We start from the raw sequence: 20,369 nt of genomic DNA, 5'->3' as shown, positions 1-20,369 counted from the left end.
TTCAGCCTCCCTGCACAGCGGTGAGCACTTCGACGGCGGCGCCCTCGGGCACCGGGGTGGACGCCCAGGCGGCCCGCGGCACGACCTCGCCGTCCAGCGCGACCGCGACCCCGGCGGCCGGCGCGCCCAACAGGTCGAGCACGGCCGCGACGGTCGCGCCGTCGGCCAGTTCCCGTTCCTGACCATTCACCCGAGCCTTCACCCGTGTCCTCCTTCGCGAGCTTCCCGGAGCAGGTCGAGCACCCGCCGCGCCGTCACGGGGGCGAGCAGCAGGCCGTTGCGGTGGTGGCCGGTGGCGGCCAGCACGCCGGGTTCGAGCCACCGGACGACCGGCGCGTTGTCCGGGCTGCCCGCGCGGAACCCGGCGGCGCACTCGGCCAGCGCGTACTCGGCGATCCCCGGCCACACCACCTCGGCGTCGCGCACCAGGTCCCGCACGCCGCCGACGGTGACGTCCGGGTCGAACCCGGCCTCGTACTGGGTGGCGCCGAGCACCAGCCCGTCTTCGCGCGGCACCAGGTAGACCGGGCGGCCGGAGACGTGGGCGCGGATGGTGTGCTTCGGGGGCGGCAGCGCGCCGGGTCTCGTTCTCAGTCGCAGGATCTCGCCCTTGACCGGCCTGATCACGTCTTTGAGGGCGGGGTGCAGGTCGCGGCTCCACGCGCCCGCCGCGATGACGGTGACCTCGGTGTCCACAGTGGACTGTTCGGTGAACCGGACACCGTTCTCCGCGCACGCGCGGCGCAGCGCGTCCAGCAGAACCCGGTTGTCCACCGAGAGATCGCCGGGAACAGACAGTCCACTTCGGACGGACGGCCCCAGTCCGGGCTCCAGCGCGCGCAGCTCACGCCTGGTCACGCGGTCGGCCTTGCGGCCCATCCGGCCCAGGTACGCGCACAACTGGTCCAGGACTTCCGAGTCCGCCGCGTCGACGGCCACCGCGAGCGTCCCGACGGGGCTCAACGGCACGTCGAGCGCCGCCGCGAACCCCGGCCACAGCTCCAGCGACTCCACGCCCAGGGCCAGCACGTCCTCGTCGCCGGGCCAGGCCTCGGTGATCGGCGCGAGCATCCCGCCCGCCACCCACGACCCGCCGTGCGGCGACGCGCGGTCGACCACGGTCACGTCGAACCCGTCGCGCGCCGCGAACCACGCGGCGGACAACCCGATGACACCGCCGCCCACGACGGTGACCCCACTCGCACTTGCCAAGGCACTCACGCTCCCTGCGCCGGCATGACCCGGATCAGGTTCGACGGTCGGAGCGAACCACGCTCCCTCTCAGCCCGGTGATCTCCAGGCTCCCGTGCGGACCACGTCCACCGTAGCGCACGATTCCGGCCGGCGGTTACCGTGCCGGGCGTGCCAGGACTCGACGGAACGCAAATCAGGCGGCGGCTCGCCGACTCGCTGCTCTACCTCTGCACGCCGACGCGGCCCGACCTCGCCGACTTCGCGGACGCGGTGCTCGCGGGCGGCGTGGACGTCGTGCAGTTGCGCGACAAGGGCCTGGAGGCCAAGCAGGAGATCGCGGCGCTGGAGGTGCTGGCCGAGGCGTGCGCCCGGCACGGCGCGCTGCTCGCGGTCAACGACCGGGCCGACGTCGCGCACGCCGTGGGCGCGGACGTGCTGCACCTGGGCCAGGACGACCTGCCGGTGCCGGCCGCCCGCCGCATCCTCGGCGACGACGTGGCGATCGGCCGCTCGACGCACGACGTGGACCAGGCGCGGGCGGCGGCCGTCGAGCCGGGCGTGGACTACTTCTGCACCGGCCCGTGCTGGCCGACCCCGACCAAGCCGGGCCGCCCCGCGCCGGGCCTGGACCTGGTCCGCGCGACGGCGGGTACGACGGACCGGCCGTGGTTCGCCATCGGCGGCATCGACCGGGACCGGTTGCCCGAGGTCCTGGACGCGGGGGCGTCGCGGGTGGTGGTCGTGCGCGCCATCACGGACGCGGAGGACCCGAAGGCCGCCGCCACATCGTTGAAACTTCAACTAAAGGGCGTACAGTCGCAGGCGTGATGCCTGTGCTGTACCTGGGCCACGGGGCTCCCCCGCTGGCCGACGACGAGCGGTGGACCGGCGAGCTGCGGTCGTGGTCCGCGACGTTCCCGCGCCCGGAGTCGGTCCTCGTGGTGTCCGCGCACTGGGAGGCGATCCCGCTGACCCTGGGCGCGACCACGACCGTGCCGCTGACCTACGACTTCTGGGGCTTCCCGCAGCGGTACTACGAGGTCACCTACGAGGCCCCGGGCGCGCCCGAGCTGGCCGCTTCGGTGGCCGAGCTGGTGGACGAGCCGGTGTACCAGGACGAGGCGCGCGGGCTCGACCACGGCGCTTACGTGCCGTTGAAGGAGATGTTCCCGGAGGCGGACATCCCGGTGCTCCAGATGTCCATGCCGACCCTCGACCCGCGCCGGTTGTTCGAGGTGGGCCGCCGGTTGGCGCCGCTGCGCGACCAGGGCGTGCTGATCGTGGGCAGCGGGTTCATGACGCACAACCTGAGCTGCGTCGACATGCGCCAGGGGCCGGACTGCGCGCCGCCGTCGTGGTCGGCGGAGTTCGACGACTGGGCGGGGCGGGCGCTGGTCGGCGGTGACGTGGACGCGTTGCTGGACTTCCAGCACAAGGCGCCGGCGGCCGGCATCGCACACCCGCGGACCGAGCACTTCGCCCCGCTCTTCGTGTCTTTGGGCGCGAGCGCGGATCAGGAAGCAGCGACGACGGTCGAGGGCTTCTGGTACGGCCTCTCGAAGAGGTCCGTGCAGTTTTCGTGACCGCGAGGCCGTCGTCGGCTTGTCGCGTCGCCTTTCCCGACGATCAACCTTTCCGATCGGCGGGAAACGCGGCGCGACGAGCCGACTTTCGGGCGGCTGAGCCCCGCGCCGGAGGCGCGCCATCCAACACCGCAGCACCCCTCGGGCCTGAGGGGAGGAGGGACAGGCCCGAGGGGTGCTTTCACGCGGTGCGCGGTCCGCAGGGGGAAGTGACCGCGCGCCTCAAGTGCGTCAGCCGATGGTCAGGCGCAGGCCGTAGACGCTCAGGATCTCGTTGACCGGCTGGAAGTACGTGGTGCCGCCGGAGGAGCAGTTGCCGGAACCGCCGGAGGTCACGCCCTGGGCCTGGCCGAAGCTCGTGCCCGCGACCCACGAGCCGCCCGAGTCGCCCGGCTCGGCGCAGGCGTTGGTGCGGGTCAGGCCGTAGACCGTGCCCTGCGGGTAGTTCACCGTCGAGTTCTTGGCCTGGACGGTGCCGCAGCGCCAGCCCGTGGTGGAGCCGGAGCGGCAGATGGTCGCGCCGACGGCCGCCTCCGACGAGCCGCGGACGATCACGTTGGTGCCGTTGTAGCGGTTCACCCACGGCCGCGAGGTCCAGCTGGAGTTCGTGGCGACCCAGCCGTAGTCGTTGCCGGGGAACGACGAGCCGCGGAACGTGCCCTGGGACACGCGGTTGTAGCCGCTGGTGGTGGTGCCGACCCGGCCGCAGTGCCCGGCGGTGACGAACCCGCCCGACACCGAGAAGCCGACCGAGCACCGGCCGCCGCTGCCCATGTAATACGCGTCACCACCGCGGGTGTCGTACAGGGTGGTCGGCGAGTGCTCGACCTCGACGACCCGGACCGCCGGGCTGACCGCCTTCGCGGCCGCGAGGAACTGGTCCGCCGCCGCGTCGCAGACGTGGCGGTTGACCTCGACCACGACGGAGTTGCTCTTGTCGTCGACGCGCCAGCCGGTGATGGCCTGGGGCGCGGAGAGGGTGTCCAGGGCGGTCTTGGTCCCGATCAGCGCGCGCTGCGAGAACGGGACGACCTGGGCTTCCGCGCCGTGCGCGCGGACGGCGTCGCTCTTCGCGGCGTCGGTGACACCCACGGTGAGCTTGCCGGTGGCGGAGTCGATCCACGCGCCGGCGAACGCGTCGCCCAGCGCCTCGCGGACCTTCGCCTCGGCTTCACCCGACCTGGCGTCACTCGCCAGACGGACCTTGGCCTGTTCCGCGTTCAGGCCGAGGTCGCGTTGCACCGCTTGGAGCAACTCGGCCGGGTAGCTCTCCGTGTCGGACGCGGTTGTGCCATAGGGGGCGGCAGGGCCCGCAATCGCCGGTACGCTGAGAGCTGTAGCCGCGCCGGTGGCGAGCAAGACAGCCGCGGCGAGGCGGGCCGCACTCGTGCGGTTCATTTAGGCGTCTCCCTCATCTTCGGGTGCAGGGAACCCGAGAGCCTGGTTGCAGGGACCGCTCTCGGGGGCTCTTAGGGGGACGGGTGGTGGGGCGGCGGCAGGGGTCGCCCCACCCCTTTTCTTTCTCCGATGGTGCGGGCTCTTCCCGTCACGCGCACCACGGCCGTCGTCACGTCGCGCTCGACCCGGGCACCGGGCGCTCGCAGCTCCCGCACGTGGCGCCTCCCTTCCCGGTCGCTACTGACCAGTAGTCGCCCGTTCGAGCGACGTTATCAGGCTGTTACCTATGACGGCACAGTCCATCTGAGCGCGAAGTGTGTCACAGCTCACGACGGTTTGACTGCGCTGTGTAGCGTTTGACAGTTAACTCTCACTCAAGGTAATGAGACGATCACCGATTTGGGGTGTTTTGCCAGAAGTGAGGACTCCGGCGCTTCATGGCCCTGGAGTGTGAACGCTGCTGCGACGATCGGGTGAGGCAGGAGAACTGGCCGTGGTCGTCGGAGTAGTCGTCGACGTCGGCGGTGTCGTGGTTGGCGCAACGGACGACCCGGTGGTCGTCGTGGGGCTCGGCGCCGTAGTCGTGGTGCTCGGGGCAGTGATCGTGGTGCTCGTCGTGGATTCCGGTACGTCGACCCGTTCCGGGACGGGTTGCCGGCGGGTCGTCGGCACCGGGCTCGGCACGGCGGTCCCCCGCACCTGCTCGGCCCCGCCGAACACCACGACCCCGACCACGAACACCAGCGCGGCGCTCAACCCGGCCGCCGCCCACCGCACCCGCGTCCGTTCGATCGAGTGCTGGTAGAGCGCGGCGCCGACGGTGCTCACCACGCTCGCCACGGCCGCCCCGACCACGGTCCCCGCCAGGTCGAGCCGCGCCCCGAGCACGGCGGCGGTGACCGCGCCCAACGCGCCCGCGACCACCTGCGCGGGCTTGATCTCCAGCTTCTTGTCCTGGTCCACCATCTCCTCCGGTGGACGGGTAGCCGGCGCGGGCGGTTGGTTTCCCGTGAGGATCGTCTCCATGCGACTCGTGACGATCGACGACATCCGCTCCGCCGCCGCCGCACTGGAGGGCGCGGTGGTGCGCACGCCGCTGCTGCGGTTCGACGAGGGGCTCATGCTCAAGCCGGAGAGCCTGCAGGTGGTCGGCGCGTTCAAGATCCGGGGTGCGTACAACGCGCTGGCCCGGCTCGCGCCGGACGTGCGGGCGCGGGGTGTGGTGGCGTACTCCAGCGGCAACCACGCGCAGGCCGTGGCGTACGCGGCGCGGCTGTTCGGGGTGCCGGCGGTGATCGTGGTGCCGGACAACGCGCCGGCGGTGAAGGTCGCGGCGACCCGGTCGCACGGCGCGGAGGTCGTGCAGGTGCCGATGGCGCAGCGGGAGCAGCGGGCGTACGAGTTGGTCGAGGAGCGCGGGGCGACCCTGGTGCCGCCGTTCGACCATCCGGACGTGATCGCCGGGCAGGGCACGGTCGGGCTGGAGATCGTCGCGGACCTGCCGGACGTCGAGACGGTGCTGGTGCCGGTGAGCGGCGGTGGGTTGATCTCCGGGGTGGCGACGGCGGTGAAGGCCCTGCGGCCGGCGGCCCGGGTGGTCGGGGTGGAGCCGGAGCTGGCGGCGGACGCGGCGGCCTCGTTGCGGGCGGGCGAGCTGGTGCGGTGGTCGGCGGCGGACCGGGAGCGGACCGGGGCAGACGGGTTGCGGGCGCAGCCGTCGGAGCTGACGTTCGCGCACATCCGGTCGTATGTGGACGACATCGTGACCGTGTCGGAGGCGGAGATCGCGGCGGCGGTGGGGCGGTTGGCCCGGCAGGCGCGGCTGGTGGTGGAGCCGAGCGGGGCGGTGACGACGGCGGCGTACCTGAAGTCGCCGTCGGCGCGGACGGTGGCGGTGGTTTCGGGCGGGAACGTCGACCCGGAGGTCTTCGCGACGATGCTCTAGGTGCGAACACGCGGCGGGGCGGTTGGAGCGGCGGCAGGGCGGCGGCGCTCCAGCCGCGGGCGACGGCGCGGCGGCCGGCGCCGTGACGCGGCGCGGCTCGGGACGGCGGCGCGGCTCGGGACGGCGGCAGGGCGGCGGGGCGGCTGGGGCGGCGGCAGGGCGGCGGCGCTCCAGCCGCAGGCGACGGCGCGGCGGCCGGCGCCGCGGCGCGGCTCGGGACGCGGCTCGGCTCGGCGGCTCGGCGGCTCGGCGAGGCGGCGTGGCAGGCGCTGCCCGGGCGCACGCTGCCGGCTGGGGCGCAGCAGCGTTGCGCAGCAGGGCGGGGAGGCGCGGCGAGGGGGCGGCGGCACAGCTCGGCGGGGAGGCTCGGCAGGCGCTGCCCGCAGGGGCGCTGCCGGGGGGCGAGGCGGGGTTGCGCGGCGGCGGGGTGCGCGTGGGCCGGCTGCCGCCCCCGGTTTCCATTGTCCCACCGGGGTACGACAAATCCGGCGGCCGGCGGGGTGGTGTTCTAGCTGCGGACGCGGGGTGGTGGGGCGTCTACGCCGCAGGAGAGGCACTCTTGGCCGGGTTCCTGGGGGCGGAGGACGTTGTTGTCGGTGCCCAGGGCCAGCAGCCCGCCGATCGCCGACGCCACCGCGCACAGCAGCAACGCCATCTGCCACCCGTTGGTCATCGCCACCGGATCGGCGTACGAGTCGCCGGTCAGCCCCACCGCCGCCGGCAGCACAGCCACCGCGAGCAGGCTGCCGGTGCGTGCGACCGCGTTGTTCACCCCGGAGGCCACGCCCGCGAAACGGTCCGGAGCCGCCGCCAGCACGGTCGCGGTCACGGGTGCCACCACCACCGCCAGGCCCACTCCGAACACGAGGATTCCGGGCAGCACGCCCGTCAGGTAGCTCGCCCCGGGTTCGGCGAGCCGAAGCAGGAGCATTCCAGCTGCCACGAGTAAAGGTCCGATGACTAGCTGTGCGCGTGGCCCGATCCGCTGCGCCACCCGGCCCGACGTGGCGGACAGTACGAGCATCAGCGCGGTGATCGGCAGACCGGCCAATCCGGCCGCCATCGGCGAGTAGCCGAGAGACACCTGGAGTTGCAGGACCATCAGCACCATGACCCCGCCCAGCGCCGCGTACACCAGGAGCGTCAGGGCGTTGGCCAGCACAAATGTTCGATCGCTGAACAATTGAGGTGGCACCAGCGCGTCCCGGCCGCGCCGCTGGAGCAGCACGAACACGACCAGCCCGACGACCCCCACCACCGCCGCGCCGACCACCAGCGGGTCGAGGCCGCGGGCGGGTGCTTCGACCAGCGCACCGGTGATGCCTGCCAACCCCAAAGCTCCGACTACTGACTCGACGACGTTCGGCCGGCCGGTCATCTCGTCGTTCCGCGACTCGGGCACCTTCGCCCGCGCGAGCCACACGCACACCGCCGCCACCGGCAGGTTGACCAGGAACGCCAGCCGCCACGACCAGACCTGCACGAGCAACCCGCCGAGCAACGGCCCGACCGCCGTGGCGACACCCGACAGACCGGACCAGGCCCCGATCGCGCGGGCGCGGTCGTCCGGCACGAACGCGGACTGGATGATCGCCAGGGACCCGGGCGTGAGCAGCGCCCCGCCGACCCCCTGCAACACCCGCGCGGCGACCAGCAGTTCGGTGTTCGGCGCGAGCCCGCACAGCAGCGACGCGATGCCGAACCAGACCACGCCGAAGACGAACACGCGGCGCCGGCCGTACCGGTCGCCCAGCGAGCCCGCGATCAGGATCAGCGCGGCGAGGGAGAGCAGGTAGCCGTCGAGGATCCACTGGAGCCCGGCGACGTCCGCGTCGAGTTCGGCCCCGATGCGCGGGAGGGCGACGTTGACGATCGTGCTGTCGAGCATCGCCATGCCGGACCCGAGGATGGTCGCGGCGAGCACGGCCCTAGCCCGCGGAGTACCCCAGACAACCGTGTTCGCCACAGCCCCATTGTGGCCTTCGCCCGATCAAGCCGCCGGCCTCCGGCCCCGACGCCGCCGGCCACCTGACACCGCCGCCGGCCACCTACACCGACACCGCCGCCGGCCTCCGGCCCCCGACGCCATGGTCCCACGCCCCACCGACAATTCCGCCGCCGACAACCCCGCCCGAGCCGGGGGGCGGCGCGGTCCGACACGATCAGTCGGACACCGGGCGGTTGAGGGTCGCCACGAACTTGTAGCGGTCGCCGCGGTACACCGAGCGGACCCACTCGACCGGGTTGCCCTCGGTGTCGAAGGAGTGCCGGGACAGCAGGAGCATCGGCAGGCCGATGTCCGCGCCCAACAGCTCCGCCTCCTCCGGCGACGCCAGGGCCGTCTCGATGGTCTCCTCGGCGTGCCCCATCTCGACCCCGAACCGCTCCCGCAGCACCTGGTACAGCGACGCCCCCGGCGCCAGGTACCGCCGCAGCCCCCGGAACCGCCCGAGCGCCAAGTGCGTGGTCTCGATGGCCATCGGCTCACCGTCGGCCAACCGCAGGCGGTGCAAGCGCAACACTTTCGCGCCCGCCCGCACACCCAGCAGCCGCGCCAGTTCCGCCTCCGCGGGCATCTCCGACGCCTCGATCAACCGCGACGACGGCTGCCGGCCCTGTGCCTTCATGTCCTCTGTGTACGACGACAGCTGAAGTCGTTGCGCCACTTTGGGTTCCGCCGCGAACGTGCCCTTGCCCTGCACGCGCAGCAGCCGTCCTTCGACGGTCAGCTCGGCCAGGGCCTGCCGCACGGTCGTGCGCGACACGTCGAACTCCGCGGCGAGCGAGCGCTCGGTCGGGATCGGTGATCCCGGCGGCAGCGCGCGCAGCAGGTCGAGCAGGTGCCGCTTGAGGCCCCAGTACTTCGGCTCGCGCTGTGCGCGAGACCTGGCGTCGACGCCGGTTGCCGGGCTCGTCTCCAGCATGCCTTCCTCCTCGACCGGTCAGTGCTCTCCCACACAACAGGATGCCTTGTCCACCTCGGATCGTGTCCTCGAACCCCCGGACAACCCCCGACATCGTCCTCCAGACCCCCGTCCGCGAGCCGCGAATTGGTCCGATGACTTTGCAACGTCTCGGCAACGTCCTTGACAGGTCCTGTGGCGAGGCACACTCTAGGCCGCATTGGTCTACACCACTTTGGTCGTTCCGGTCAGCGGGACCGGGGCATTGGGAAAGGGCGCACACGTGAAGGGCTGGAGAGGACTGGCCGTAGGTGCCGCCGCACTCGCGGTGGCCGTGGCCGGATGTGGCACGAGCACCGACAAGGGCAGCGGCAACTCCGGTGAACCCAAGACGCTGACCGTCTGGTTGATGGACGGCTCCGCGCCGACCACCCTGACCGACGCGTTGCACAAGGAGTTCCAGGACTCGAACCCCGGCGTCACCGTCAAGTACGAGATCCAGAAGTGGAACGGCATCCAGGAGAAGCTGACCACCGCTCTGACCAGCAACAACCCGCCGGACGTCATCGAGCTGGGCAACACCCAGACGGCGAAGTTCGCGGCTGAGGAGACCCTGCTCGACCTGAGCGGCGACGTCTCGACCCTCAACGGCGACCAGTGGCTGTCCGGCCTCAAGGACTCCCTGACCTGGGACGGCAAGCAGTACGGCATGCCGTTCTACGCCGCGAACCGCACGGTGATCTACCGGACCGACCTGTTCAAGGCCGCGGGCGTCGAGAACACCCCGAAGTCCCGTGACGAGTGGGTCGCGGCCATCGAGAAGCTGAAGGCCGCCAACGCGGCGGACCCGGAGTTCCAGGCCCTGTACCTGCCGGGCCAGTCCTGGTACGCGCTGCTGTCCTTCATCTGGGACGAGGGCGGCGACGTGGCCAAGGCGCAGGGCTCCGCGTGGGCCGGCGCGCTGAACACCCCCGAGGCCAAGGCGGGCGTCGACTTCTACAAGAAGCTGGTCGACACCTCCGGCACCAAGGCCCCGAAGGACGCCGACGAGGCCACCCCGCAGCAGTTCGAGGTCTTCGCCAAGGGCAAGACCGCGATGATGATCGGCCTCCCGTGGGAGCTGGGCAGCGCCGTCAAGGCCGACCCGACCCTGAAGGACAAGACCTCGGCGTTCCCGATCCCGTCCAAGACCTCGGGCAAGACCGCGCCGGTCTTCCTCGGCGGCTCGAACCTGGCCGTCCCGGCGGGCTCGAAGAACCAGGACCTGGCCAAGGCCTACCTGAAGCTGCTGAGCAGCAAGAAGTACCAGGACATGCTGGCCGAGGGCGGCGCGGTGCCGGGCACCTCGAAGGACACCGCCAAGCTCGCCACCACCCCGCTGGGCAAGGCGCTCGCCGAGTCCGCCCCGAACGGCAAGGTCACCCCGACCACGCCCGCCTGGGCCGCGGTCGAGGCCGGCCAGAACCCGCTGAAGGACATGCTGACCGCCTACCTGACCGGCGCGAAGTCGCTGGACCAGGCCACGGCCGACGCCAACGCCGCCCTCTCCAAGACCCTGGGCGGATGACCTCAGCATGACGGCGGTCCACACCACCGACGCCGCGGTGCCGACGACCTCGTCGGCACCGCGGCGTGCCGCACCGGGCGGCGCGCCGCGCCGGCGGGGCAGCGCCTTCGACCGGACGCTGCCCTACCTGCTGCTGGCCCCCGCGCTGGTCGCCATCCTGTGGCTGATCGGCTGGCCGGTCCTGTCCCTGCTCGTGACGAGCTTCCGCCAGCTCAACCTCAAGGAGCTGACCCGGGGCCAGGTCGTCTGGGTCGGCGTCGACAACTACGCGAAGATCTTCGCCGAGCCGGAGTTCTGGACGATCACGGTCCGCACCGTGGTGTTCACGGCGGCCGTGGTGGCGGTCTCGGTGGTGGCGGGCCTGCTGATCGCGCTGCTGATGCGGCAGATCAGCCCGGTGGTGCGGATCGCGCTGCAGGTCGCGATGCTGCTGGCCTGGGCGATGCCGCTGCTCGCGGCGACCACGGTCTACCAGTGGATCTTCGACCAGCAGTACGGCATCCTCAACAAGACCCTGGTCAAGCTGGGCTTCGACTCCTTCGCCGGGTTCTCGTGGTTCACCACCGGCACGTCCACGCTGTCCGTGATCGGACTGCTGATCGTGTGGCAGGCGGTGCCGTTCCTGGCGTTCTCGCTGTACGCGGGCGTGATCGGCATCCCGCGCGAGCAGTACGAGGCGGCCGGCATCGACGGGGCGTCCGCGTGGCAGACCTTCCGCGCCGTCACGTGGCCCGAGATCCGCCCGCTGCTGCTCATGGTCACGTTCCTGTCCCTGCTGTGGGACTTCAAGGTCTTCGCCCAGATCTGGGCGTTCAAGAAGGGCGGCCCGGACGGCGCGAGCACCACGCTGCCGGTCTACCAGTACCTGGAAGGCATCTCCAAGAGCCACTTCGGCGTGGCCGCGGCGGTGTCGGTGGTGATGATGGTCCTGCTCGGGCTGCTCACCTTCCAGTACCTGCGCCGCCTGCTCCGCCAGGAGGGGTCACTGTGACGAAGAAGGTCACGGCCAACGTCGTCGGCATCGTCCTGGCGGTGTTCTTCGCGTTCCCCGTCTACTGGATGCTGTCCTCGGCGTTCAAGCCGACCAAGGACCTGGTGTCCACCGACTACGACCTGATCCCGCTGTCGGTCACCGCGACCAACTTCGCGACGGCGTGGAACAAGCCCGGGTTCCTCAGCTCGATGGGCAACAGCCTGTTCGTGACGCTGGGCGCGGTGGTCGCGTCGATCGTCGTGGGCCTGCTCGCCGCGCTGGCGATGTCCCGGATGCGGTTCAAGGGCCGCAAGCAGTTCGTGCTGCTGATGCTGGTCGCGCAGATGGCGCCGTTCGAGGCGCTGCTGATCCCGATGTTCCTGATGATGCGGGACCTGGAGCTGCTGGACCGGCTGCCGTCGCTGATCCTCATCTACTTCGCGGTGACCCTGCCGTTCTGCGCGTGGACGCTGCGCGGGTTCGTCAACGGCATCCCGCTGGAGCTGGAGGAGGCCGCGATGGTCGACGGCTGCGGCCGGTGGGGCGCGTTCCGCCGCGTCACGCTGCCGCTGCTCGGCCCGGGCCTGGTGGCCACCTCGGTGTTCGCGTTCGTCACGGCGTGGAACGAGTTCCTCTACGCCCTGTCGCTGATCAAGGACCAGACCAAGGAGACGCTGCCGGTGTGGCTCTCCGGGTTCCAGAGCGCGTTCGGCACCGACTGGGGCGGCGCGATGGCCGCGTCGGCGCTGTTCACGCTGCCGGTCCTGGTGTTCTTCCTCGTCGTCCAGCGCAAGATGGTCACCGGTGTCACCGCCGGTGCCGTGAAGGGGTAGGCGCATGTCGTTGCACCAGCTCGCCGCAGCTGTGCTGCTTCCGGGTTTCCACGGCACGACCGCACCGGACTGGCTGCTCAAGCGGGTCGCGGACGGACTGGGCGGGGTGGTGCTGTTCGGCCGCAACGTCGTGGACGACGAGCAGGTCACGGCGCTGACGGCCGCGTTGCGCGGGGTGCGGCCGGACGTCGTGATCGGCATCGACGAGGAGGGCGGCGACGTCACCCGGCTCGACGCGGGGCGCGGGTCGGAGGTGCCGGGCAACCACGCGCTGGGCGCGGCGGACGACCTCGCGCTGACCCGCGAGGTGGCGGCGTCGGTCGGGGCGCGGCTCGCGGCGTGCGGGGTGAGCCTGGACCTGGCGCCCTCGGCGGACCTGGTGCTGACGCTGGAGGACCCGGTGATCGGCGTGCGGTCGTTCGGGTCGGACCCGGCGAAGGCGGGCGCGCACGTGGCGGCGTTCGTGGAGGGCATGCAGGCGGTCGGCGTGGCTGCGTGCGCCAAGCACTTCCCGGGCCACGGCGCGTCCAGTGTGGACTCGCACCTGGCCGTGCCGGTGCTGCCGCGCACGGAGGAGGAGCTGCGCGAGGTCGAGCTGGTGCCGTTCCGGGCGGCGGTGCAGGCGGGGGTGCGGTCGATCATGACCGGGCACCTCGTGGTGCCGGCGTGGGGCGACGCGCCCGCCACGCTCAACCCGCGCGCGGTGGCCGTGCTGCGCGACGAGCTGGGCTTCACCGGGGCGATCATCACCGACGGGCTGGACATGAAGGCCGTTGGCGGTGACCTGGCGGAGGGGTCCGTGCGGGCGCTGGTCGCCGGGGTGGACGCGTTGTGCCTGGGCGGCGAGCCGTTGGACGACGCGGGCATCCAGTGGCTGGTGGACAGCATCGTGGCGGCCGTGGAGCGGGGCGAGCTGTCCCGGGAGCGGCTGGAGGAGGCGGCGCGGCGCACGGCGGCGCTGGGCACCCCGCCGGCGGCCGTGGACGGGCACGACCCGGAGATCGGGATGCGCGCGGCGCGGCGGGCGATCGAGGTGACCGGGTCGTTGACGCTGTCCGGGGCGCCGCTGGTGCTGGACCTGGCGGTCGAGCCGTCCATCGCGGTGGGGGACGTGCCGTGGGGGCTGGGGCCGTACCTGGCCGAGCTGGTGCCGGGGACTGTCACGTCGAACGCCAGGACTGTCGACGAGGTTGCGGCGCAGGCGGACGGGAGGACCATCGTGGTGGTGACGAGAGAGGCACATCGCCACCCGTGGGCTCGCGACCTGGTCCTCTCGCTGGTTAGTATTGGTCTAGACCTAGTGCACGTCGAGACCGGCGTGCCGGGTCCCGACCTGGGCACCGCTGCCCGCGTGAACACCCACGGCGGTTCACGGGTGTGCCTGCGTGCCGCGGCAGAGCGCATCGCCGCCAGCTGAGAAAGGGCTCCGATGACCGACCACCAGCCCGGCAGGCACATGGCGGCCGAGATCGACCAGCAGCCCGCGATCTTCGCGGACCTGGTCGCCCGGCGCTCCTCCATCGCGGCCGTCGCGGACGCGATCCGCGCCCGTCAGCCGCGCTTCGTGCTGCTCGCGGCACGCGGCTCGTCCGACCACGCGGCCCTGTACGCGAAGTACCTGACCGAGGTGCTGCTCCAACTGCCCGCCGGTCTGGTGTCCCCCTCCACCACGACGCTCTACGGCGCGCAGCCCGACCTGCGCGACGTGCTGCTGGTGTCGGTGAGCCAGAGCGGCGGGTCGCCCGACCTGCTGGAGGTCACCGAGTCCGCGCGGGCGCGCGGGGCGCTGACCGTGGCGGTGACCAACACGGCGGACTCCCCGTTGAACGGCGCGGCGGAGCTGTCGGTCGACGTCGGCGCGGGCGTCGAGCAGGCCGTGGCGGCGACCAAGACGTACTCGGCGACCCTGCTCGCGCTGTACTTGTTGGTCGACGCCATCCGTGGTGGAAATGGGGCGCACGCGGCGGCGCTGGGCGACCAGGCCGCGGCGGCGCTGGAGCTGTCGGCGGACGCGGTGGCCGAGGCCGTGCAGCGCTACCGGTTCGTGGACCGGGTGCTGACCACTGGCCGGGGGTACTCGCTGCCGTCCGCGTTGGAGGCTGCTTTGAAGCTGGCCGAGACCAGTTACCTGGCGGCTCGGGCGTACTCGGGGGCGGACCTGCTGCACGGTCCGGTGGCGGCGGTGGACCCGGAGACGGCGGTGCTGGCGATCACCAGTGCCGGGCGGGGTGGGGACGCGCTGCACGACGTCCTTGACGTGGTGCACGGGCGGGGCGCGGACGTCGTGGCGGTCGGGTCGGCGGCGGACGAGGTGTCGGCGGTGCTGCGCATCCCCGTGCCGGAGACGGCCGAGGAGGTCGCGCCGATCCTGGAGATCCTGCCCGTGCAGCGCCTGGCCCACGGCTTGGCGTTGGCGCGCGGCGGCGACCCGGACAGCCCGCGCGGCCTGAAGAAGGTCACGCGCACCCGCTGATCGTTGGCGCTTCGCGCTTTCGGGATGGACGCGCCGGCGCGCTTTCAAGATCAAAAGCTTGAAGCGTAAAAGCGGCGCTCGCCGCGCGGCAGGCCCCCGGGGGGTGGAAGGGCGTCGGTTCGTCCCCCGTACGGCCTGCCGGAGGCAACCACCCTTCGCCCTTCTTGGCAACCGGTAAAGCTGGTTGCCAAGAAGGGCGAAGCGCGGTTGGGCTGCGCCCAGGCCGTACGGGGGACGAACCGAGACCCTTCCTGTGGCTTGGCAGCCCGACCAAAAGCTGCGCCTTCGGCGCTGAAGCGCGCGGCCCGCACCCCCTCCCCGAGGGTGCGGGCCTTTGCGGTTACTGGCGGGCGGCGGCGAGTTCCGTGGTCACGTCGATCGAGGTGTCGGCCGTTGCGTCGAAGACGACCTCGCCGTTCACCCAGACCTTGCGGGGCTTGAGGTGGTCGTCCCACCAGACCAGGTCGGCGACCGCGCCCGGCGCCAGGCGGCCCAGGGTGGGTTCGCCGAGCACGTCCGCCGGGACGATCGTGGCCGACGCCAGCGCGTCCGCCAGGTCCACGCCGACCGAAACGATGTTGCGCACGGCCCGGTCCAGGGTCAGGGCGCTGCCGGCGATGGTGCCCTCGGGCGAGCGCGGCACGCCGTCCTCGGTCAGGACCACGTCCGCGCCGCCGAGCTGGTAGCGGCCCGGAGGCATCCCGGCCGCCGCGACCGCGTCGGTCACCAGGGCGACCCGGGGGCCGGCGGCGTTGAAGACCAACCTGCACACGTCGGGGCCGACGTGGGCCAGGTCGGCGATCAGGCCCAACGTGAACCGGTCGTCCACCAGGGCCACGCCCGGCACGCCGGGTTCGCGGTGCCCGAGGGGGCGTTGGGCGTTGAACAGGTGGGTCACCATGCGCGCGCCGGCCTCGGCCGCCGCCCGCGTCTGCTCGCCGGTCGCGTCGCTGTGCCCGACGGCGACCAGGACGCCCGCCTCCGACAAGCGCCGCACGGCCTCCAGGCCGCCGGGCTGCTCGGGCGCGAGGGTCACCATGCGCAGGTGTCCGCGCAGGTCGTCGGCCAGCAGCAGGTCGATCTCGCCCGGCCCGGGGTCCACCATCAGCGCCGGGTCGTGCACGCCCGCGCGCTTGGGCGACAGGAACGGCCCTTCCAGGTGCACCCCGAGCGGCACCGCGCCGGAGCCGGCGGGCAGCGCGGCCGAAGCCGCCAGCACGGCCCGGGCCTGGCGCAACGCCTCGGGGACGGGCGCGGTGATCAGCGTGGGCACGAAGCGGGTCACGCCGGTCTGCGGGAAGGCCTTGGCGACGACGCGCATGCCCTCGTCGTCCACCTCGGCGAAGTCGACGCCCACCGCCCCGTTGACCTGCACGTCCACCAGGCCCGGGGTGAGCAGCCCGTCGGCCAGCACCTCGGCGTCGGCGGGCGGTTCGCCCGTCACGACCTCGACCACCCGTCCCGCCCTGATGCGCACGCTGGCGGGACCGGTGATGGTGCGACCGAGCAGTGCTCGCGGAGCTGCGACAACCGTGTCCAAGGTCCCTCCTCAAATGGTCCAGACCATTATGGCCGGAAGCGGCGGGCGGCGTCACGCGTGGTTAGAAGATAACCGAATATACGTCCCAAAAGTCATCAAGTCTCTTAACACGGGCCTGGGCGCACGACCGTCACCGGTTGGCTCATACTTGGGGCCAGACATCCGAGGTCTACGGAGGTTCCGGCGTGGCGGTCACCGACGACGCGATCCTGCGCGTGAAGGAAATGATCACGTCCGGTGAGCTGAAGCCGGGCGACCGACTGCCGCGCGAGGCGGACCTGGCCGAGCGCCTGGGCCTGTCCCGCAACTCGCTGCGCGAGGCCGTGAAGGCGTTGTCGCTGGTCAGGGTGCTGGACGTGCGGCAGGGCGACGGGACCTACGTCTCCAGCCTGCGCGCGGACGACCTGCTGGGCGCGCTGTCGTTCGTGCTGGACCTCCACCGGGGCGAGGACTCGGTGCTGGAGGTCCTCCAGGTCCGGCGCATCCTCGAACCGGCCGCCGCGGCGATGGCCGCCCAACGGGTCGGAGCGGAGGAGATCGCCTCCCTGCGCACCCTGTGCGACGCCGCCGAGCACGCGCGGTCGGTGGAGGAGCTGGTGGAGCACGACCTGGAGTTCCACCGCGCCATCGCCCAGTGCTCGGGCAACGCCTACCTCGCCCAACTCCTGGACACCCTGGCCGGCCCCACCGTCCGGGTCCGCATTTGGCGCGGCATCACGCAGGCCGGCGCGGTGGACCGCACCGTGGCGGAACACCGCGCCATCGTCGACGCCCTGGCAGCTCACCAGACCGAGCTGGCCCGTTCGTGGTCGACGGTCCACGTGGCCGGTGTCGAGCAGTGGCTGTCCGACCTCGCCTGAGTCCCTAGCTGAACGCGGCGGCGATGATCCGCATCGCCGTCGGGGAGCGGTCGCCGCCCATGCGGAGGGTGTTGACCGAGTAGACCAGGGTGCGCGAACCGTCGAGGGTCCCGGCCACGCCGTTGTTGTAGCCCGGACGGTCACCGGACTTGCCCCACACCACGAGGCCGCCGCCCAGGTCCAGGCGGGAGATGCCCAGCGCGTGGGACGCGCCTTCGAACGGCACGGTCATCAGTTCCGCTCGGGCGCGGTCGGTCAGGAACGGGCCGCGCAACAGGGCGTTCAGGAAGCGGTCGAGGTCGCGGGCGCTGGAGATGATCTCCGCCGCCGCCCACTGGAGGGTCGGGTTGACCTCGGTGACGTCCACGTACCCGTCCGCCGTCGCCTCATAGCCACGCGCGTGGACGCCCCGGATGCGGGTCTCGGCACCGGGCAGGTACGTGTCGTGCAGCCGCAACGGGCGCAGGACCAGCTCGCGGACGGCGTCACCGTACGGCCGGCCGGTCACCTCCTCGATCACCAGACCGGCCACCAGGTACCCCATGTTCCCGTACTCCTGGCGCTCGCCCGGCACGAACCGCGGACCCGCCGCCGCACCCATGCGCACCAGCTCCACCGGGTCGAACGTGTCGTAACGGTGCTCGAAGAACCACGCCGGGTCCTTGTGCGGCAACCCGTGCCCGGCGATGCCGTGCGTGTGGTTGAGCAGCTGACGGACGGTGATCGGGTGCACGAACGTCTTCGGCAGCAGGTCCGGCAGGTAGTGCTGCACGGTCTGGTCGAGGTCGAGCGTCCCCCGCTCCTGGAGCTGGAGCGCCGCCGCCGCGGTGAACAGCTTGGTGATGCTGCCGACCCGGAACCGGCCGTCCGGGTGGACCGGCGCGGACGTGCCGATCCGCGCCACCCCGCCGCTGCCCCGCCACGCCCCGGCCGTGCCGGACACCCGGGCGAGCGCGCCGGACGCGTCCGGACCGGGCTGGACGGCCGCGGCGAGCGCCTCGGGCTTCAGCGGCGGCACGGTCGCCGCCTGGGCGGGCACGGCGGTGAAAGCCAGGGCCGTCAACGGGATCAGCAGGAGTTTTCGCATGCGGGCAGCCTGCCGCCGGCACCCACCAAGATCCATCCGGGAAGCCCCCGGTCCGGCGGTGGGGATGTCCCTAGGACAACCCGTAGACCTCGACGGCCGTGCCCGCGAACAGCCGCTCCCGCTCGGCCGGGGTCAGCTCGGCGGCCAGTTCCCGCGCCGTGTTCAGAACCTCGCCGTAGGACGCGGCCGGCAGGCACACCGGCCAGTCGGAGCCGAACATCAAGCGCTCCGGGCCGAAGGCGTCCAGGACCACTTCGAACCACGGCCGCAGGTCCGCCACCGTCCACGTCCGCCAGTCCGCCTCCGTGACCAGCCCCGACACCTTGCACGTCACGTTCTCGTGCGCGGCCAGCGACCGGATGCCCTCCGCCCACTCGTTGGACGAACCCCCGCCGGCGATGGGCGGCTTGGCGCAGTGGTCGAGGACGAAGGGCAGGTCGGGCAGGGCCGCCGCCGTTCGCCGGGCCGCCGGGAGCTGGTGCGGGCGGATCACCAGGTCGTAGACGAGTCCCTGGGCGGCCAGCCGGGTCAGGCCGTGTCGAACGTCCTTGCGGCACAACCACTCCGGGTCCGGTTCGCGCTGGACCTGGTGGCGGATGCCGCGCAGCCACCGTCCCCCGGCACCCTCCGCCAGCTCCGCCAACGCGTCGCCCACGGCCGGTGACATCAGGTCCGTCCAGCCGACGACCGCGCCGATGATCTCGTGTTCCTCGGCCAGCGCCAGGAACTCCGGCGTCTCCTCGGCCACGGTCACCGTCTGCACCAGCACGGTCCGGGTCACCTCGGGAGCCACCGCCACCAGGTCCGCCACCCCGAACGACCGGCGGATCGCACCCATCGGCGGGTCGGTGATCCAGTCCTGGTCGCGCACCGACAGATCCCACACGTGGTGGTGGGCGTCGACGATCACAACAAGCCTTCCGCACGCAGGTCGTCCCACAACCCCCCGGGCACGGCCGGGTGGGCCGCGTTCGCCCGGACCTCCGCCGCCGACCGGGCCCCCACCAGCACCGACACCACCGCCGGGTGCCGGAACGGGAACGCCAGCGCGGCCTGCGGCAGGGTCACGTCGTGGCGCGCGCACACCGCGGCGATCCGCCGGGCGCGGTCGAGCAGGTGGGCGGGCGCGGCGGCGTAGTCGTAGGTGGCGTCCTCGGGGACCTCGGGACGGGCCAGCATCCCGGAGTTGAACACGCCCGCCGCGACGACCGCGACACCGCGCTCGACGCACAGGTCGAGGAAGTCCGCCGACGACTGGTCCAGCAGCGTGTACCGGCCGGCCAGGAGCACGACGTCGATGCCGGTCTCGCGGACGAACCACTCGGCGGTCTCCCAGTGGTTCAAGCCGACGCCGACGGCCCGCACCACGCCCTGGTCCCGCAGCGCCGCCAAAGCGGGGAACGCCTCGGTGGCCGCCTGCTCGCGGAACTCGGGCTGCAAGTCCACGTCGTGCAGCAGGACGACATCGACTCGCTCCAGCCCCATCCTGTCCACAGAGGACTCCAGCGACCGGCGCACGCCGTCAGCGCTGAAGTCCCACACCCGGCGGTGGGTGGCGGGGACGGCGAACCCGTTGGCCAGGTCGTCGCCGTCGCCGTCGATCGGCTCCAGCAGTCGCCCGACCTTGGTCGACACCACGTACTCGTCCCGCGGGCGCACGGCCAGCGCCGCGCCCAGCCGCCGTTCGGACAGGCCGAGACCGTAGTGCGGCGCGGTGTCGAAGTACCGGATGCCGGTGTCCCAGGCGGCGTCCACCGCCTCCACCGCCTGTTCCGGCGTGACCTCCGAGTACAGGTTGCCGATCGGCGCGGCACCAAAACCGAAGCGGGACAACGGGATCACGGCAGCTCCTGCCACGTCGTGTTCACTCCTGCACCTTGCCGGTAGCGTAACGGGTCACGACCAGCGCGAGGATGATCACCGCGCCGTAGGAGGCGTTGATGTAGAACCCGCTGACGCTCAGCAGCCGGAGGATGTTCTCCACCAGCCCGAGCATCAGCACGCCGGACAGCG

Annotated in this window: 19 protein-coding genes and 1 riboswitch; of the genes, 9 read left to right on the top strand and 10 right to left on the bottom strand. The window is 72.2% G+C overall.

Going from position 1 to position 20,369, the window contains the following annotated elements; genetic code table 11:
- Position 1: 1 nt before the first annotated feature.
- Positions 2 to 202, bottom strand: a complete 201-nt coding sequence (gene thiS, locus RIN75_RS11005; protein ID WP_309111739.1) for a sulfur carrier protein ThiS — start codon at positions 200 to 202, stop codon at positions 2 to 4.
- Positions 199 to 1,212 (bottom strand): glycine oxidase ThiO, encoded by a 1,014-nt coding sequence (thiO, locus tag RIN75_RS11000; protein ID WP_309111738.1) that lies wholly within the window; start codon positions 1,210 to 1,212, stop codon positions 199 to 201. Before thiO ends, thiS begins: the two co-directional genes overlap by 4 nt.
- Positions 1,207 to 1,318, bottom strand: a riboswitch (TPP riboswitch). It overlaps the preceding gene by 6 nt.
- Before the next feature lie 44 nt (positions 1,319 to 1,362).
- Here thiO and thiE point away from each other — a divergent pair.
- Entirely contained in the window at positions 1,363 to 2,022 is a 660-nt protein-coding gene (gene thiE / locus RIN75_RS10995; protein ID WP_309111737.1) for a thiamine phosphate synthase, read from the top strand.
- A complete protein-coding gene (locus RIN75_RS10990) occupies positions 2,022 to 2,777 on the top strand; it encodes a class III extradiol ring-cleavage dioxygenase (protein ID WP_309111944.1) in 756 nt (251 codons plus the stop codon). The genes thiE and RIN75_RS10990 overlap by 1 nt, the downstream gene beginning before the upstream one ends.
- Positions 2,778 to 3,008: 231 nt before the next feature.
- Here RIN75_RS10990 and RIN75_RS10985 read toward each other — a convergent pair whose 3' ends face one another.
- Positions 3,009 to 4,175, bottom strand: coding sequence for a S1 family peptidase (locus tag RIN75_RS10985; RefSeq protein ID WP_309111736.1), 1,167 nt, complete (start codon positions 4,173 to 4,175; stop codon positions 3,009 to 3,011).
- 435 nt (positions 4,176 to 4,610) lie between these two features.
- Positions 4,611 to 5,141: a hypothetical protein gene (locus RIN75_RS10980; RefSeq protein ID WP_309111735.1), complete on the bottom strand. Its 531-nt coding sequence runs from the start codon at positions 5,139 to 5,141 to the stop codon at positions 4,611 to 4,613.
- Between the two features lie 58 nt (positions 5,142 to 5,199).
- On the opposite strand from RIN75_RS10980, the gene RIN75_RS10975 reads away from it, so the two are divergent.
- A complete protein-coding gene (locus RIN75_RS10975; RefSeq protein ID WP_309111734.1) occupies positions 5,200 to 6,120 on the top strand; it encodes a threonine/serine dehydratase in 921 nt (306 codons plus the stop codon).
- Positions 6,121 to 6,628: 508 nt separating this feature from the next.
- Here the strand turns inward: RIN75_RS10975 and RIN75_RS10970 are convergent.
- The gene (locus RIN75_RS10970; protein ID WP_309111733.1) at positions 6,629 to 8,086 is read right to left on the bottom strand and encodes an MFS transporter; all 1,458 of its coding nucleotides are present in this window, start codon (positions 8,084 to 8,086) and stop codon (positions 6,629 to 6,631) included.
- 196 nt (positions 8,087 to 8,282) lie between these two features.
- The gene (locus RIN75_RS10965) at positions 8,283 to 9,044 is read right to left on the bottom strand and encodes a GntR family transcriptional regulator (RefSeq protein WP_309111732.1); all 762 of its coding nucleotides are present in this window, start codon (positions 9,042 to 9,044) and stop codon (positions 8,283 to 8,285) included.
- Between the two features lie 262 nt (positions 9,045 to 9,306).
- Between RIN75_RS10965 and RIN75_RS10960 the strand changes: the two genes are divergently transcribed.
- Genes RIN75_RS10960 through RIN75_RS10940 form a run of 5 tightly spaced genes read left to right on the top strand, consistent with a single transcriptional unit; the run spans position 9,307 to position 14,869 of the window.
- Positions 9,307 to 10,590, top strand: a complete 1,284-nt coding sequence (locus RIN75_RS10960; RefSeq protein WP_309111731.1) for a sugar ABC transporter substrate-binding protein — start codon at positions 9,307 to 9,309, stop codon at positions 10,588 to 10,590.
- A 7-nt stretch (positions 10,591 to 10,597) separates the two neighbouring features.
- The gene (locus tag RIN75_RS10955; protein WP_309111730.1) at positions 10,598 to 11,581 is read left to right on the top strand and encodes a sugar ABC transporter permease; all 984 of its coding nucleotides are present in this window, start codon (positions 10,598 to 10,600) and stop codon (positions 11,579 to 11,581) included.
- Positions 11,578 to 12,396 (top strand): carbohydrate ABC transporter permease, encoded by an 819-nt coding sequence (locus RIN75_RS10950; protein ID WP_309111729.1) that lies wholly within the window; start codon positions 11,578 to 11,580, stop codon positions 12,394 to 12,396. Before RIN75_RS10955 ends, RIN75_RS10950 begins: the two co-directional genes overlap by 4 nt.
- Before the next feature lie 4 nt (positions 12,397 to 12,400).
- On the top strand, positions 12,401 to 13,813 hold the full coding sequence (locus RIN75_RS10945) for a glycoside hydrolase family 3 N-terminal domain-containing protein (protein WP_309111728.1): 1,413 nt from the start codon (positions 12,401 to 12,403) through the stop codon (positions 13,811 to 13,813).
- A 12-nt stretch (positions 13,814 to 13,825) separates the two neighbouring features.
- Positions 13,826 to 14,869 carry an SIS domain-containing protein gene (locus RIN75_RS10940; RefSeq protein WP_309111727.1) on the top strand — a complete coding sequence of 348 codons (1,044 nt, stop codon included), beginning with the start codon at positions 13,826 to 13,828 and terminating at the stop codon, positions 14,867 to 14,869.
- Positions 14,870 to 15,209: 340 nt separating this feature from the next.
- Here the strand turns inward: RIN75_RS10940 and nagA are convergent, their stop codons facing one another.
- Entirely contained in the window at positions 15,210 to 16,409 is a 1,200-nt protein-coding gene (nagA, locus tag RIN75_RS10935; RefSeq protein WP_309111726.1) for an N-acetylglucosamine-6-phosphate deacetylase, read from the bottom strand.
- 185 nt (positions 16,410 to 16,594) lie between these two features.
- Here nagA and RIN75_RS10930 point away from each other — a divergent pair, with 185 nt between their 5' ends.
- A complete protein-coding gene (locus tag RIN75_RS10930; RefSeq protein WP_309111725.1) occupies positions 16,595 to 17,269 on the top strand; it encodes a FadR/GntR family transcriptional regulator in 675 nt (224 codons plus the stop codon).
- A gap of 4 nt (positions 17,270 to 17,273) precedes the next feature.
- On the opposite strand, the gene RIN75_RS10925 is transcribed toward RIN75_RS10930, so the two are convergent.
- The 3 genes from RIN75_RS10925 to RIN75_RS10915 form a co-directional block, all read right to left on the bottom strand.
- Positions 17,274 to 18,356 carry a serine hydrolase domain-containing protein gene (locus RIN75_RS10925; protein WP_309111724.1) on the bottom strand — a complete coding sequence of 361 codons (1,083 nt, stop codon included), beginning with the start codon at positions 18,354 to 18,356 and terminating at the stop codon, positions 17,274 to 17,276.
- Between the two features lie 70 nt (positions 18,357 to 18,426).
- Positions 18,427 to 19,263 carry an amidohydrolase family protein gene (locus RIN75_RS10920; protein WP_375295940.1) on the bottom strand — a complete coding sequence of 279 codons (837 nt, stop codon included), beginning with the start codon at positions 19,261 to 19,263 and terminating at the stop codon, positions 18,427 to 18,429.
- The gene (locus RIN75_RS10915) at positions 19,263 to 20,198 is read right to left on the bottom strand and encodes an aldo/keto reductase (protein ID WP_309111722.1); all 936 of its coding nucleotides are present in this window, start codon (positions 20,196 to 20,198) and stop codon (positions 19,263 to 19,265) included. The genes RIN75_RS10920 and RIN75_RS10915 overlap by 1 nt, the downstream gene beginning before the upstream one ends.
- Positions 20,199 to 20,369: the final 171 nt, after the last annotated feature.

This window comes from Saccharothrix sp., from assembly GCF_031180885.1.
In the GTDB taxonomy this organism is placed as follows: Bacteria; Actinomycetota; Actinomycetes; order Mycobacteriales; family Pseudonocardiaceae; genus Actinosynnema.
Note: the sequence above shows the minus strand (reverse complement) of the source record. Positions and strands in the feature narration are given on the sequence as shown.

Excerpts from the sequence above, each read along its gene's own strand:
- RIN75_RS10940 (WP_309111727.1), top strand. The coding sequence starts at position 13,826 with ATGACCGACCACCAGCCCGGCAGGCACATGGCGGCCGAGATCGACCAG.
- RIN75_RS10955 (WP_309111730.1), top strand. The coding sequence starts at position 10,598 with ATGACGGCGGTCCACACCACCGACGCCGCGGTGCCGACGACCTCGTCG.
- RIN75_RS10985 (WP_309111736.1), bottom strand. The coding sequence starts at position 4,175 with ATGAACCGCACGAGTGCGGCCCGCCTCGCCGCGGCTGTCTTGCTCGCC.
- RIN75_RS10945 (WP_309111728.1), top strand. The coding sequence starts at position 12,401 with ATGTCGTTGCACCAGCTCGCCGCAGCTGTGCTGCTTCCGGGTTTCCAC.
- RIN75_RS10975 (WP_309111734.1), top strand. The coding sequence starts at position 5,200 with ATGCGACTCGTGACGATCGACGACATCCGCTCCGCCGCCGCCGCACTG.
- RIN75_RS10980 (WP_309111735.1), bottom strand. The coding sequence starts at position 5,141 with ATGGTGGACCAGGACAAGAAGCTGGAGATCAAGCCCGCGCAGGTGGTC.
- RIN75_RS10925 (WP_309111724.1), bottom strand. The coding sequence starts at position 18,356 with ATGCGAAAACTCCTGCTGATCCCGTTGACGGCCCTGGCTTTCACCGCC.
- RIN75_RS10965 (WP_309111732.1), bottom strand. The coding sequence starts at position 9,044 with ATGCTGGAGACGAGCCCGGCAACCGGCGTCGACGCCAGGTCTCGCGCA.
- RIN75_RS10990 (WP_309111944.1), top strand. The coding sequence starts at position 2,022 with ATGCCTGTGCTGTACCTGGGCCACGGGGCTCCCCCGCTGGCCGACGAC.